At 72.8% G+C, this 13,441-nt stretch carries 12 protein-coding genes; 5 read left to right on the top strand and 7 right to left on the bottom strand.

Translation table 11 applies throughout. The features are described 5' to 3' along the window. Positions 1–125: 125 nt before the first annotated feature. Positions 126–269 (top strand): hypothetical protein, encoded by a 144-nt coding sequence (locus tag ACIBI4_RS10680; RefSeq protein ID WP_399203330.1) that lies wholly within the window; start codon positions 126–128, stop codon positions 267–269. Positions 270–335: 66 nt separating this feature from the next. On the opposite strand, the gene ACIBI4_RS10675 is transcribed toward ACIBI4_RS10680, so the two are convergent. The 3 genes from ACIBI4_RS10675 to ACIBI4_RS10665 are packed head-to-tail and all read right to left on the bottom strand — an operon-like array spanning position 336 to position 3,359. Next, entirely contained in the window at positions 336–1,847 is a 1,512-nt protein-coding gene (locus ACIBI4_RS10675) for a tripartite tricarboxylate transporter permease (RefSeq protein WP_399203329.1), read from the bottom strand. A 1-nt stretch (position 1,848) separates the two neighbouring features. Next, complete coding sequence (locus tag ACIBI4_RS10670; RefSeq protein WP_399203328.1) at positions 1,849–2,382, bottom strand: tripartite tricarboxylate transporter TctB family protein; 534 nt, start codon at positions 2,380–2,382, stop codon at positions 1,849–1,851. Further along, positions 2,379–3,359 carry a Bug family tripartite tricarboxylate transporter substrate binding protein gene (locus tag ACIBI4_RS10665; RefSeq protein ID WP_399203327.1) on the bottom strand — a complete coding sequence of 327 codons (981 nt, stop codon included), beginning with the start codon at positions 3,357–3,359 and terminating at the stop codon, positions 2,379–2,381. Before ACIBI4_RS10665 ends, ACIBI4_RS10670 begins: the two co-directional genes overlap by 4 nt. Before the next feature lie 135 nt (positions 3,360–3,494). Here ACIBI4_RS10665 and ACIBI4_RS10660 point away from each other — a divergent pair, with 135 nt between their 5' ends. From ACIBI4_RS10660 to ACIBI4_RS10650, 3 genes are all read left to right on the top strand, one after another. Continuing rightward, positions 3,495–4,199 carry a response regulator gene (locus tag ACIBI4_RS10660; protein WP_399203326.1) on the top strand — a complete coding sequence of 235 codons (705 nt, stop codon included), beginning with the start codon at positions 3,495–3,497 and terminating at the stop codon, positions 4,197–4,199. A gap of 124 nt (positions 4,200–4,323) precedes the next feature. Continuing rightward, positions 4,324–5,145 (top strand): NAD(P)H-binding protein, encoded by an 822-nt coding sequence (locus tag ACIBI4_RS10655; RefSeq protein ID WP_399203325.1) that lies wholly within the window; start codon positions 4,324–4,326, stop codon positions 5,143–5,145. Positions 5,146–5,463: 318 nt separating this feature from the next. Then, positions 5,464–6,450: a lytic polysaccharide monooxygenase gene (locus tag ACIBI4_RS10650; protein WP_399203324.1), complete on the top strand. Its 987-nt coding sequence runs from the start codon at positions 5,464–5,466 to the stop codon at positions 6,448–6,450. A 141-nt stretch (positions 6,451–6,591) separates the two neighbouring features. On the opposite strand, the gene ACIBI4_RS10645 is transcribed toward ACIBI4_RS10650, so the two are convergent. Next, complete coding sequence (locus ACIBI4_RS10645) at positions 6,592–7,077, bottom strand: hypothetical protein (RefSeq protein ID WP_399203322.1); 486 nt, start codon at positions 7,075–7,077, stop codon at positions 6,592–6,594. A 188-nt stretch (positions 7,078–7,265) separates the two neighbouring features. Here ACIBI4_RS10645 and ACIBI4_RS10640 point away from each other — a divergent pair, with 188 nt between their 5' ends. Beyond that, positions 7,266–7,697, top strand: coding sequence for an SRPBCC family protein (locus ACIBI4_RS10640; protein ID WP_399203321.1), 432 nt, complete (start codon positions 7,266–7,268; stop codon positions 7,695–7,697). A gap of 23 nt (positions 7,698–7,720) precedes the next feature. Here the strand turns inward: ACIBI4_RS10640 and ACIBI4_RS10635 are convergent, their stop codons facing one another. From ACIBI4_RS10635 to ACIBI4_RS10625, 3 genes are all read right to left on the bottom strand, one after another. Beyond that, positions 7,721–10,816 (bottom strand): error-prone DNA polymerase, encoded by a 3,096-nt coding sequence (locus tag ACIBI4_RS10635; protein ID WP_399203320.1) that lies wholly within the window; start codon positions 10,814–10,816, stop codon positions 7,721–7,723. A gap of 302 nt (positions 10,817–11,118) precedes the next feature. Then, positions 11,119–12,672, bottom strand: coding sequence for a DNA polymerase Y family protein (locus ACIBI4_RS10630; protein WP_399203319.1), 1,554 nt, complete (start codon positions 12,670–12,672; stop codon positions 11,119–11,121). After that, complete coding sequence (locus tag ACIBI4_RS10625) at positions 12,669–13,370, bottom strand: hypothetical protein (RefSeq protein ID WP_399203318.1); 702 nt, start codon at positions 13,368–13,370, stop codon at positions 12,669–12,671. Before ACIBI4_RS10625 ends, ACIBI4_RS10630 begins: the two co-directional genes overlap by 4 nt. Between the last annotated feature and the right edge of the window lie 71 nt (positions 13,371–13,441).

Raw genomic sequence — 13,441 nt, 5'->3', positions numbered from 1 at the left:
CAGGGAGCGTGACACGGACCACAGACAAACCGGGCGGCGATGAGTAAGGCTCCTCGCCCGGGTCGTAACCGAGTGAACCAACGACGCACGGCAGACCGCACCCGGGCGACTCGAGGAGGCCACCCATGCGCCGCCAGACGATCCGCAAGCCCATCACCAAGCCCGCGCTCCGCCGCGAGCGGGAGCGCTTCGAGGAAGACCGCCGCAGGGTGGGTCCGCGCCCGGAAGTGCGCGAGGACATCCACAAGACCTGGTGGCCGGAGACCTAGGGATGCGGACGGGGTGCGAGCGCCATCCGGCCCCCGCACCCCGTCTCGTACCGAAGAGTCACTGCCTCACTGCGAGGCGTCACCTTCCGCTGTGCTCCGGCGCCGCAGCACCAGCTTCTTCAGGAGCGGCCAGGCGAGCAGCAGCAGGATGACGACGTACACCGTGACCGAGAACGGTGTGTTCACCAGGCCGCTGACGCTGCCGTCGCTGATCTGCAGCGCGCGCCGCAGCTGCTGTTCGGCGGCCGGGCCGAGGATCACACCGATGACGGCCGGCAGGATCGGCAGGCCGTAGCGGCGCATACCGAAGCCGAGCAGGCCGATGATCAGCAGGATCACCAGGTCGATGGCCTCACCGGCCACCGCGTACGCGCCGACGCCCGCGAAGAACAGGATCCCCGCGTACAGGTACGGGCGCGGGATGCGCAGCAGCTTGGCCCACAGGGGCGCGAGCGGCAGGTTCAGGCAGAGCAGCAGGACCATGCCGACGAACAGCGAGGCGATCAGGCCCCACACCAGCTCCGGCTCGCGGTCGAACAGGAGCGGGCCCGGCTGGATGCCGTACTGCTGGAACGCGGCGAGCATCACGGCCGCGACGGCGGTCGTGGGCAGGCCCAGGGTGAGCATCGAGACGAGCGTGCCCGCGGCGGAGGCGGAGGCGGCGGACTCGGGGCCCGCGACGCCCTCGATGGCGCCCTTGCCGAACTCGTTCTTGTGCTTGGACAGGCGCTTCTCGGTGACGTACGACAGGAACGTCGGGATCTCCGCGCCGCCCGCCGGGATCGCGCCGAACGGGAAGCCGATCACCGGGCCGCGCAGCCAGGACTTCCAGGACCGCTTCACGTCCGCCTTGCCGAGCCAGGGCCGCCCGACCGGGATGGCCTCACCACTGGTGCGGCGCAGATGGGCCGCGACCCACAGGGCCTCGCCGATCGCGAAAAGGCCGACTGCGACGATCACCACGTCCACGCCGTCGGCGAGCTGGAGCGAGCCGAAGGTGAGGCGCTGCTGGCCGGTCATCTGGTCGAGGCCGACCAGGCCGATGGTGAGACCGATGAGCAGCGAGGCGAGGCCGCGGATGCGGGAGGAGCCGAGCACGGAGGTCACCGCGATGAACGCGAGGACCATGATGGCGAAGTAGTCCGGGGCGCCGATGTCCACGGCGAGGTCGGCGATCTTCGGGGCGAGCGCGACGAGCAGGATCGTGCCGACCATGCCGCCCGCGAAGTGCCCGATCGCGGCGGCCGCGAGCGCCTGCGCGCCGCGTCCCGCCTTGGCCATCGGGTTGCCCTCGATGGCGGCCACCACGGCGGCTGATTCGCCTGGGGTGTTGAGCAGGATCGAGGTGGTCGAACCGCCGAACATGGCCCCGTAGTAGATGCCCGCGAACATGATGAACGCGCCGGTCGGGTCGAGTCCGTACGTGACGGGGAGCAGCAGCGCCACCGCCATCGCGGGGCCGATGCCGGGCAGCACGCCGATCGCGGTGCCGAGCAGCACGCCTATGGCGGCCCAGAGCAGGTTGATGGGCGTCAGGGCCGTACCGAAGCCGTCCATCAGGGAGTTGAGAGCGTTCATGTCACAGCGCTCCGATCAGCGGGCCGCCGGGCAGCGGGACCCCGAGCAGGTTGTTGAAGACGGCATACGTGACGACGGAGAGCACGGCCGCGATGAGCGGGTCGCGGTCGGTCCGCCGCGAGCCGAGCGCGAACGCGGCGCCCCAGAAGAGCAGCGCACCCGCGATGGGGAAGCCGAGCGGGCCGATGAGCACCGCGAAGGCGAGGAAGACGCCTGCGAGCAGCAGTACCGTGCGCCCGTCGGCGGGTTCGGACAGATCGATGTCCTCGCCGCCCTCGGCCTCGCCGCGGCCGCCGCGCAGCACGTCGACGGCGAGCAGGACGGCGATGACCAGGAGTCCGATGCCGACGACGATCGGCACGGTCTTCGGGCCGATCGGCCCGCGCTGCTCGATCTCGACCTGCATCGTCAGCGCGTCGCTGAGGACGAGGACGCCGAGCGCCAGCAGGAGCACGGACACGCCGAGTTCGGAGTGCTCGCGCAGCCAGGACTTGCGGGGCGCCTCGGCCTCGGGGGGTTCGACGGTGGCGGTCACAGCCCCAGCTCCTTCAGTACGGACACCACGCGCTTGTCCTCCGCGTCGAGGAAGTCGCCGAACTCGTCGCCCGCGAGGAAGGCGTCGGTCCAGCCGTTGGTCTTCAGCGACTTCTTCCACTCGGGCGAGTCATGGAGCTGCTCGAAGAAGTCGACGAGTTTGCCGCGCTCGTCCTCGTCGAGGCCGGGCGGGGCGACGATGCCGCGCCAGTTGGTGAAGTTGACCTCGTAGCCGGACTCCATGAGCGTCGGGCCGTCCAGGCCGGGGACGCGCTCCGGTCCGGTGACGGCGAGCAGCCGCAGCTCGCCGGACTTGATCTGGTCCAGGTACTCGCCGACGCCGGAGACGCCGAAGGCGACCTTGTTGCCGAGGATCGAGGCGAGCAGCTCGCCGCCGCCGTCGAACGGGATGTAGTTGACGTCCTTGGGCTCGATGCCCGCGGCCCGCGCCATCAGCATCGGCGCGAGGTGGTCGGGCCCGCCGGGCGCCGAACCGCCGCCGACCGGCAGCTTGCCCGGGTCCTTCTTCCAGGCCGTGACGAGATCGTCGATCGTCTTGTACGGGGAGTCCTTGGCGACCACCACGACGTCCTGCTCCTCGGTGAGCCGGGCGATGGGGGTGGTGTCGGCGAGGGTCTTCGGCGAGTGGTTGGAGCGCGCGGCGCCGACGACGCCGAGGCCCATGGACATCGCGAGCTTGCCGTTGCCCTTGTCCTCGGCGATCCGGGCCAGGCCCACGGTGCCGCCGGCGCCGGGCATGTTGAACACCTCGATGCCGTGCGAGAGGCCGGCGTCCTCCGCGTCCTTGGCGGCGGTGCGGGCGGTGACGTCGTAGCCGCCACCGGGGGTGTTGGGGACCATGAAGCGCAGCCGGGGGATCTTGGATCCGTCGTCGGTGTCGCCGGCCGAGAGCAGCGGCGGGACCCCGAGGACGAGGAGCGCGGCCCCGAGCAGGGCGAGGGGAGTGCGCAGACGCACGCGTGCCACCACCTGTCGGTTGGGTTGGGGAGTTGTGTGAGGTGGCCCACATGTTGCCCGGGCGTTAACAACCTGTCTCTCTTCCGCAAGCAACGGACGTTGTGGTCGTTGTGGCCACGCGCTTAACCTGCGCCGATGAGTGCGCAGACCCCCGCTACGACGGTCCTTGTGGTCGACGACGACTTCATGGTGGCCAAATTGCACAGCCGCTGTGTCACCGCCATGGAGGGATTCACCGTGGCGGGTGTCGCGCACAGCGGCGCGGAGGCCCTGCGCGTGGCGGAGCGCGTGCGCCCCGATCTCGTACTGCTCGATGTGTACCTGCCGGACATGGACGGCATTTCGGTGCTGCGGGAGCTGCGCGCCGCGGAGGAGAGGGACCCCGCCCGTACGCCGGTCGACGCGCTCTTCATCACGGCCGCACGCGATGCGGAGGTCATCCGCTCGGCGCTGCGCGCCGGGGCGCTGCACTATCTGATCAAGCCGTTCAACCAGGCGGCGCTGCAGGAGCAGTTGCGTCATGTCGCGGCCCTGCGCACCCGCCTCGACACGCTCTCCGAGGCGCGCCAGGAGGACGTCGACCAGATCTTCGGCACTCGCCCGCCGGGCTCCCGCGAACTCCCCAAGGGCCTCGCGCCCCACACCGCGGAGCTGGTCGAACGCGTCCTGCGCACCCACCCCGAGGGCCTCTCGGCCACGGAGTGCGCCCAGGCCGGCGCCCTGTCGCGGGTCAGCACCCGGCGCTACCTGGAGTACTTCGCGGATACGGGCCGGGCCGAAGTGACCCTCAAGTACGGGGGGACGGGGCGGCCCGAGCGGCGTTACCGGTGGGTCGGCTGAACCCTTCCCGAAGTCTGCCGAAGCCCTCCTTCATTGAGGACCGTAGCTGACCTGAAGGCTTCCTACGGTGGTCTTGTCAGCAGGTCCGGAAACGACCTCGAAGCCCTCTTTGAAGGAGCCCGCCATGACCATCCTCGTCACCGGAGCCAGCGGCAGCGTCGGCCGGCAGATCGTGGAGCAGCTTCTCGCCCGCGGCGAGAAGGTGCGTGCGCTCAGCCGCACCCCGGAGCGGGCCGGCTTCCCCGAGGGCGTCGAGGCGGTGCGCGGCGATCTGACGGATCCGGAGAGTCTGGTGTCCGCGTTCGACGGCGTCGAGGCGGTCCATCTGATCACGTTCGGCGGTGAGTTGTTCGCCCCGCTGGAGACCGGGCCGCAGATCCTCGAACTCGCCCGGAAGGCCGGGGTGAAGCGGATCACCGTGCTGCACGGCGGTGGCGCGAGCCCGCTGGAGGACGTCGTACGGTCCGGCCCGATCGACTGGACCGTCATCATGCCGGTGGAGTTCATGTCCAACGCACGGGAGTGGGCGGACTCCATCCGCGCCGACGGCACGGTCAGCGAGCCCTTCACCGGGCGGCTCAGTGCGATGGTGCACGAGGCCGACATCGGCGCGGTGGCCGCGCAGGCGCTGCGCTCGCCGGGTCACGCCGGCCAGGAGTACGTCATCACCGGGCCCGAGGTGCTCTCGCTGCAGGACAAGGTGGACGCGATCGCGGCGGCGCGCGGCAGCGCGGTGCGGCTCGTCGAGCTGAGCGAGGAGCAGGCGCGCGAGCAGTGGCGGGCGAACGGGCTGCCGGCCGAGACCATCGACTTCCTTGTCATGGTCTACCGCGACACCCCGGTCGAGGGCCGCACGGTCACGGACGTGGTCGCGCGGGTCACGGGCCGCCCCGCCCGTACGTTCGCGCAGTGGGCGCGCGAGCACGCCGCGGAGTTCACCGCCTGACCCCGGCCCCCCGGCCCGTGCTGCTTCACAGGGGCCTCACGCGCCCCGCACGTAACGGACATCCGAGGCGCGCGCTTAACCGCCTCTGAGCCGTTCCTTAAAGCGACCATAAGGATCACCGCAGGGGGGCCTCAGCAGGCGAAATCGTGGATCCCAGGGGCTAACTTCATGTCCGCCGAAGGGGGTTGTCCCGCTCGGCGCATGAGGTAGGGGGCGGGTTCGGACCGTCGGTACCGCGAGATTCGGGGGGCCGTACCGACGGACCGTACCCGCCCCGTATCCCCCACACCCCACGTACCCGCTCAAGGAGTTCCGCCCATGTCTGCTCGCCGCAAGGTCGCCTACGCCGCAGCCGCCACCGCCGCCCCGCTCGCGCTCACGGCGCTGGCGATATCCCCGGCGTCCGCGCACGGTTCGATGACGGACCCGGTGAGCCGTGTCGCCGCCTGCTACGCCGAGGGTCCGGAGTCGCCCGACTCCGCGGCGTGCAAGGCCGCCGTGGCCGCGTCCGGGGCGCAGGCCTTCTACGACTGGAACGGTGTCAACATCGCCAACGCCGCCGGGAAGTCGAAGGAGATCATCCCCGACGGCAAGCTGTGCAGCGCCGGCAACGACAAGTACAAGGGCCTCGACCTGGCGCGCGGCGACTGGCCGTCCTCGAAGCTCTCCGCGGGCAGCCACACCTTCCGCTACAAGGGCACGGCCCCGCACAAGGGCTCGTTCGACCTGTACATCACCAAGGAGGGGTACGACCCCTCGAAGCCGCTGAAGTGGTCGGACCTGGAGGCCAAGCCGTTCGCGTCGGCCACCGACCCGAAGATGGAGAACGGCGACTACGTCTTCTCCGGTGACATCCCGGAGCGCTCCGGCCGCCACCTGATCTACTCGATCTGGCAGCGCTCGGACTCCCCGGAGGCCTTCTACACCTGCTCCGACGTGGTCTTCGGTGCGGACAACGGCTCGGCGGGCGGCGGTTCGTCCGCCACCGACAAGGCCGACGAGCCGGCCGCGCCGAGCGAGGAGCAGATCGCCGACGGCCAGGACGAGTCGACGGTCGAGCACAACGGCCACGGCGACCAGGACGCGGAGACGGGCGCGGAGTCCGCCGCCCCGCAGGAGAACGCGCCCGAGGCGGCCGGTGCCGCCGAGGAGCCCGTGGCCGCGGACGAGAACCTCGCCGAGACGGGCGGTGACTCGACGACCCCGTACATCGCGATGGGCGGCGCCGCGGTGCTCGCCATGGGTTCGGCGCTGCTCTTCGCCACGGTCCGCCGCCGCGTCTCGACGGGCCGCCACAGCCGCTGACGCCGGCACCCCTGAACCACCCCCCACACCGGCGACCCAGACTCCTGGGGCCACGGGACATGGGCCCTCGGACGCCGGCCCCACCGCCACCGCTCCTCCCCCACCTCAGGGAGTGGTGGCGGTGGGGTGTCCGGGGTGTTCTCAGGCGCACTCCGGCCGGGGGATGACGGTGACGTCGTCCCCCAGCGGGGAGCCGCCCAGTCCCAGGCCCGACCAGTAGACGCCCACCGAGGCCATCGGCCGGCCCTCCGCCCCGGTGACGAAGAACTCTGACACGTACGAACTGCCGCCCGCCGTACGCCCCTTGAGCAGGAGCACCCGTCCGCCGTCCGTCGACGCATGCCCCGTGACCGTCGCCGGGACGTCGGCGCTGCGCACCACCCGCGGCATGCCGCCCGGCCTCAGACACTCCTGGGCCGCGGTCTCCCATGTGTCCTCGCACGGCCCCTGCTGATACGCGACCACGCAGAACTTCGCGGCACTGTCCGCCGACACCGCCCGCTCCACGGTCTGCCGCAGGACGGCAACGGCCTGCTCATGGCTCACCGGGACCGGCTCGGACGGCTGCCGCACCGCGGCGCCGCCCGCCCCGCTCGTACAGCCGCTCACCGCAAACAGTGTGGCCACCGCCACCACCCGCACCCCACGCGCCATGCCCCCACGCATCATGCGCCTGCCCCCATCCCCGCCGCACGGACCAGAAGTCCAGCGATGATGCTCCCCGTGCGAACCCTTCACACGCCCTTCGTCCATCCGTTGAGCAACATCTGAGGTCGCACCCCTGGGCGAAGCACCACAGCGCCTACGATCCCGGCGTGCCCGAATTCCGTATCGCCCACCGCACCCCGCTGACCGTTTCCGAGGCCTGGCGGCGGGTGACGGACTGGGAGGCGCATGCCGCGCTGATCCCGTTCACCCGCACGACGATCCTCACGGACGGCCCCAACCGCGCGGGCACCCGCTTCGTGGCCCGCACCGGCCTGGGCCGTCTCGGCTTCGACGACCCGATGGAGATCAGCGTCTGGCAACCGCCGTCCCCCGCTGCCCGCTGCCGCCTCACGAAGACGGGCACGGCCCTGACGGGCTGGGCCGAGATCGAGGTCCGTCCGGCGGTACGCGGCACGGGTTCGTACGTCATCTGGCGCGAGGACCTGCGCGTCACCCGCCTCCCCCGTTTCCTGGACGGGGCGACGGCCCGGGCCGGGCACGTGGTGTTCGGGTACGCGCTGCGGCGCATGCTGAGGTGAGCGGGAAGCCGCGGTCACGAGCCCTACCGGAAGTCCCGCCCCCGCGTGGGCGTCGTCACGACGAGCGGCGCCAGGCTGCGGGCCACCAAGTTGACCGCCCCGTCGGCCCGTTCGATGCGTCCGCGGATCAGCAGCCCCGCGTTGTCGACGGCGAGCTTCATGTGCGCGTCCCACACCGGTGGCGGCACGATCACGTTGGTCATGCCGGTCTCGTCCTCGATGTTGAGGAAGCAGGTGCCCTTCGCGGTGGGCGGGCGCTGGCGGTGGGTGACGAGGCCGCCGATCGTGATGTGGGTGTCGTCCGGCAGCTTGCGCACCTCGGCCGCTGTCACCACACCGCAGGCCTCCAGATGGGCGCGCAGATGCTGCACGGGGTGGCTGTCGGGGCTGGCCCCCGTGGCCCACAGGTCGGCGAAGGTCTGCTCCACCACGGTCATGGCGGGCAGTTCGGGCGCCTCGGGCGGTGCCGTCGTGCCCGGCAGATAGCCCTCGTCCGCGCCCGCCAGCGCCCCCGCCGCCCACAGCGCCTCGCGCCGGTCCACACCGAACGCGACGAGCCCGCCGGCGGTCGCGAGGTTCTCCAGGACCTTCGCCGGCAGGCGGGTGCGCCGGGCGAAGTCCTCCAGGTCGCGGTACGGGCGCCCGGCGACGACCGCCTCGGCCGCCGCGTCCGGCATCCCCCGCACCCCGCTCAGACCGAGCCGGATCGCCCAGCCGCCCTTGGAGCCCTCGTCGGCCTCGAGACCCGCGTGCAGCCGCGAGCGGGTCACGTCCACACCGCGCACCCGGACGCCGCGGCGGCGGGCGTCGCCGATGAGGGTGAGCGGTGCGTAGAAGCCCATGGGCTGGTTGGCCAGGACACCCGCGATGAACGCCGCCGGGTGGTACAGCTTCAGCCAGGCCGAGGCGTACACGATGTGCGCGAGCGACTGGGAGTGCGACTCGGGGAAGCCGTAGCCCGAGAACGCCTGGATCATCGTGTACAGCTCCTCGGCGGCCTGCTCCGGGATGTCGCGCTCGGCCATCCCGGCCAGCAGTTTCCGCCGCAGTTCCGCGACCCGCTCGGGGGCGTGCTTGGCGGCGAGCGCCTTGCGCAGGGTGTCCGCCTCGCCGGGTCCGAAGCCGGCGCAGTCCATCGCGAGGAGCATCATCTGCTCCTGGTAGAGCGGGACTCCGAGGGTGCGCTTCAGTGCCCGTTCGGCGAGCGGATGCGGGTACGTGACCGCTTCCTTCCCGGCCCGGCGCCGCAGATACGGGTGTACGGACCCGCCCTGGATCGGACCGGGCCGGATCAGGGACACGGCGACCACGAGGTCCTGGAAGGTACGGGGCCGCAGCCGCGGCAGCGTCGACATCTGGGCGCGCGACTCGACCTGGAAGAGCCCCACGGTGTCCGCGCGCGCGATCATCTCGAACACCGCCGGGTCGTCGGCCGGTATGGACGCCAAGTCGTAGACGCTGCCCTCGTGTTCGGCGATCAGGTCGCAGGCGGTGTGCAGGGCGGAGAGCATGCCGAGACCGAGCAGGTCGATCTTGACGAGGCCCGCTTCGTCCACGTCCTCCTTGTCGCCCTGCAGCACGCTGCGGTCCTCGGCGGTGGCCCACTCGACGGGCATCACCTCGCCGATCGGCCGGCGGGTGAGCACCATGCCGCCGGAGTGGACGCCGAGATGGCGGGGCAGCCCGGCGAGTTCGGCGGCCAGTTCGAGGGCGTCGGCGGGGACGCCGGAGTCCTCGCCCGGGGGTTCGTGGTGCTGGATGTGCCGGGTCATCTCGTCGATCCGGCCGATCGGATAGCCGAGCACCCGGGCCGCGTCACGGACGGCGAGCCGGGGGCGGTACGTGATGATGTTGGCGACCTGCGCGGCGTGGCTGCGGCCCCAGCGCTCGTACACGTACTGGATGACCTCCTCGCGCCGCGCGTTCTCGAAGTCGATGTCGATGTCGGGGGTCTCGGCCCGCTCCAGGGACAGGAAGCGCTCGAAGAGCAGCTGGTGCTTGATGGGGTCGACGGCGGTGATGCCGAGGACGTAGCAGACGACGGAGTTGGCGGCGGAGCCCCGGCCCTGGCACCAGATGCCCTGGTCGTCGGACCAGCGGACGATGTCCCACACGATGAGGAAGTAGCCGGCCATGTCGAGCCGGTCGATGGTCCAGAGTTCCTTCTCCAGCTGGAGCCAGGCCGTGTCCGCGGCGGCGCGCGGCCCGTAGCGGCGCTCGGCGGCCGAGGTCGCCAGCTCGCGCAGATACGACATCTCGGTGTGACCGGGCGGCACGGGGAAGCCGGGCAGTTCGGGCTTGAGCTCCGAGAGGTCGATGGTGCATGCGTGGCCGAGCCGCACGGTGGCGTCGAACACCCCGGGGTAGCGGGCCAGGCGCCGGGCCATGTCGTCGGGGGCGCGCAGGTGCGCGGTGGGGGCCGCGGGCAGATGGCCCGCCGCGTGGTCCAGGTCCTCGCGGCGGCGCAGCGCGGCGAGCGCCTGGGCGAGGCGGGCGTCGCGCGGGCGGGCGTAGTGGACGGCGTTCGAGGCGACGACCGGCAGGCCGAGCCGCCGGGCGGCGGTGTACAGGGCGTCGTTGTGCATGGAGTCGGTGGGCAGGGCGTGGTCGATCAGCTCGGCGTGCAGATGGTCGGGGCCGAGCAGGCCGATGAGGGTGCCGAGCCGGTCGGCGTCCGTCTCGGGGCAGCCGGTGAGCACCGCGAGATGCCCGTCCCGTACGGCCTCGGCGAGCCGCGCCGGGTCGTGCACGGGCTGCTGTTTCGCGCCGGCGAGCTGGGCGGCGCTGATGAGCGCGGACAGCTGCGAGAAGCCTTCCAGGTCCCGCGCCAGTACCAGCACTTGGCCGTACGGTTCCGGCAGCCCAAGCTCCGCCCCGTGGACGGTTCCGAGCCCGTGCCGCTTGGCGGCGGAGGCCAGCCGCCGGGCGGCGTACAGCCCGTCCCGGTCGGTCACGGCCAGGGTCCGTACCCCGAGCCGCGCCGCTTCCTCGGCCATCACCTCCGGGTCGGAGGCCCCTTGCAGGAACGAGAACGAGGAGTGCGCATGCAACTCGGCCCACTCCACGGGTTCGGGCACAACGGCAGGACCCCGGGTGGGCAGCCGCAGGACCTTACCCATGGCTCACCTCCCGCCGGAGGACACGCCTGCGGAGCGCGTGGAGGGCCGGCATGCAGGCGCCCGCTTCCACGGGACACCGGAACCCGCACCGGGTGCGGGCCACCTCTCGCGCCGCGCCCGCACGCCGAGCGCCCATGACCGCACCCGCCCGGACCGGGCGTACCTCCGCGCCCCGGACCGGGCATACCTCCGCGCCCACCCGGACGCGCCGCCCCACGGAGCCCCGCACCCGCCCGGGCCCGGGAAACCTCCGCCCCCACCCACCCTGCAACCCGCCCCGGCGCACCCCCGCCCGTGCGAGTTCAGCCATAGTGCGCCTCCGCCCACCACTGGCTCTGTTCGAGGACGAGAAGCCAGGCCGGGCCCGGTTCCGTGACGACCTGCATGCGGATCAGGCGGCGGGCGCGGTCCGTGTTCCACCACTGCTCCAGAGCCGGCCAGGGGCCTGCCCAGCCCTGGACCGCCGCGGGCCGCCGGCCCTTGACCAGCAGCCGGGCCGGCGGTGCGGAGAGGACGAGCCGGGCCGAGACCGCCACCGAATCGCCCTGTGCGTCGAGGAGTTGAGCCCGCTCCGGACGGTCCGGCACCCACGCGGGGTAGGGCGCGGGCAGCCGGCCCGGCCAGGGTCCGTCGGGGAGCCGGCTCTCGGGCGGTACGTCGCCGAAGGCCACCCGTATCGCCCGCTCGGCGGGCCCGCGGCCGCCCCCGGACTCGACCCGGGTCACGGCGTCGTGCCCGAGCATCGCCTGCAGCCTGGCCGCGGCGGCCTCCATCTCGGCGGTCGCCGACCGGCCGCCGAACAGCAGTTGCTGCCGCCCGGTCGCCGCGCTCAGGCCTTCCGGGCGCAGCGCGAGCCGGACGATCCCGGCGGCCTCACCGCCGTCGTCGGTGAGCGCCCCCGTCTCCTGCCACGCGGTGAGCTGCCAGCGCACCCGCTCGGCGACGGCGAGCTCGGACAGCTTGCCCTCGTGCCGCCACAGACGGGTCAGCCGCTTTCCCTGACCGCCGCTGCCGGCGAGTTCGACCGCGACCTCCATCCGCGCGCACACCGCGCCGGCCGCGGCGAGCCGTTCGTGCAGCCGTCGCGCGAGCTCCTTCGCCGCGAACGCGACGGGTTCGAGGAGCGTCCCGGCCGGTTCGAAGCCGTGCGCGACGGTGAGGTCCTGCCCGGGTGCCCGGGTACTCGGACCGCGCGCCTCCAGACCGCGGGCGGTACGGTGCGCGGCCGCACCGTCGGCGCCGAAGCGGGCGGTCACCTTGGTGCCGGGCAGCGCCGCGAAGGCGCCGAGGGTCGCCAGCCCCATCCGCGAGAGCAGCACCGCGAGCTCCGGCCGGCCGAGCACGCCCACGGGATACGGGGCGAGGAACCGCGGCGTACCCCCGGCGGGCACGATCCGGCCCTGCCGGGCGGCGAGCGCGGCGGCGAAGACGGTGTCCGCGACACCGACCCGCGCCGCGAACCCGACCGCGGCGACCGCCTCGGTGATCCGGTCGGCGAGCGCCTGCTCACCGCCGAAGTAGCGGGCGGGCCCGCGCGCGGGCAGCACGAGCAGCCCGGGCCGCACGACCTCCCAGCGCGGGGCCACATGCTGTTCCAGGTACTGCAGGACCGGTTCGAAGCAGCGGGCCTCGCCTGCCACGTCCCGTTCGGACAGCCGCAGCCCGGGCGCCCGGCCGGTCGCCTGCCGCAGCCGCATCCCGCGCCGCACCCCGAGGGCGCGGGCGGCGGCGGAGCAGGCGACGACCTTCCCGCCGGCGACGACGGCGGTCGCGCGTGCCCCCTCGGGGTTGCTGCCGTCGGCGACGATGGGCCAGTCGGGCAACCACACACAGACGACGCGTTCGATGGCACTCATCCGACGACGTGCAGACCGCCGCGGCGCACCTCACCGGCGGGCGCGGCGGGGGGCTCACCGGCCGGGGTGTCCACGGCACGAGGGGTTTCAGGGGTGCCCTCGAGAGGGCTTTCGAGGGGGTTCTCGACGGAGTGGTCGTCGGGGCGATCGATGGGGCAGGCCCGCCCGTCGGGCCCGGGAAGCCACAGCCGGACGCTGCGCGGCGCCCCGCCCGCCGCCCCTCGCCCGGTGGCCGAGACCTGGACGCGCCGGGCCCGCAGCAGCCCGTGCCCGGCGCCGACGCCCTCCCAGCGCGACGCGGTCACCGCCATCCGCAGCCCGGCGCCCTCCCAGGCCCCGGTGGTCAGGAGCACCGCTCCGCTGCGGCGCAGCACGGCGGCAAGGCGCCGGCCCTGCCGGCCGGGTGCCGGTCCGAGCGGGCCGAGCAGCAGCACGGGCACGGCCTCGGCGAGCGTCGCCACGACCTCGGGCCAGCGCCTGCCGGGCCGGTCCACCCACAGTCCGGTGCCGACGTCCAGGCCCATCGACTCGGCGGCGAGCACCCCGAGCTGGGGCAGCCCGACGACCGCCCACGCGCCCGCCTCGGTGGCGGCCGGTGCGGCCAGGGCGAGCAGCAGTGGCAGATCCGGCCCCACGCTCACGGCGGAGCCGGGCTGGAGACGGCCTCCGGGCAGCAGGGACTCCAGCTCGGAAGCCACCGGGAATCCGGTGCCGATTCGTGCATCGTCCCTGCTGAGGACCGGTACTGCTGACGCCATACCTTGAGGAT

It is taken from the genome of Streptomyces sp. NPDC050418, assembly GCF_044458745.1.
Classification (GTDB): Bacteria; Actinomycetota; Actinomycetes; order Streptomycetales; family Streptomycetaceae; genus Streptomyces.
The sequence above is the reverse complement of the archived record's forward strand: the minus strand, read 5'-3'. Positions and strand labels throughout refer to the sequence as shown.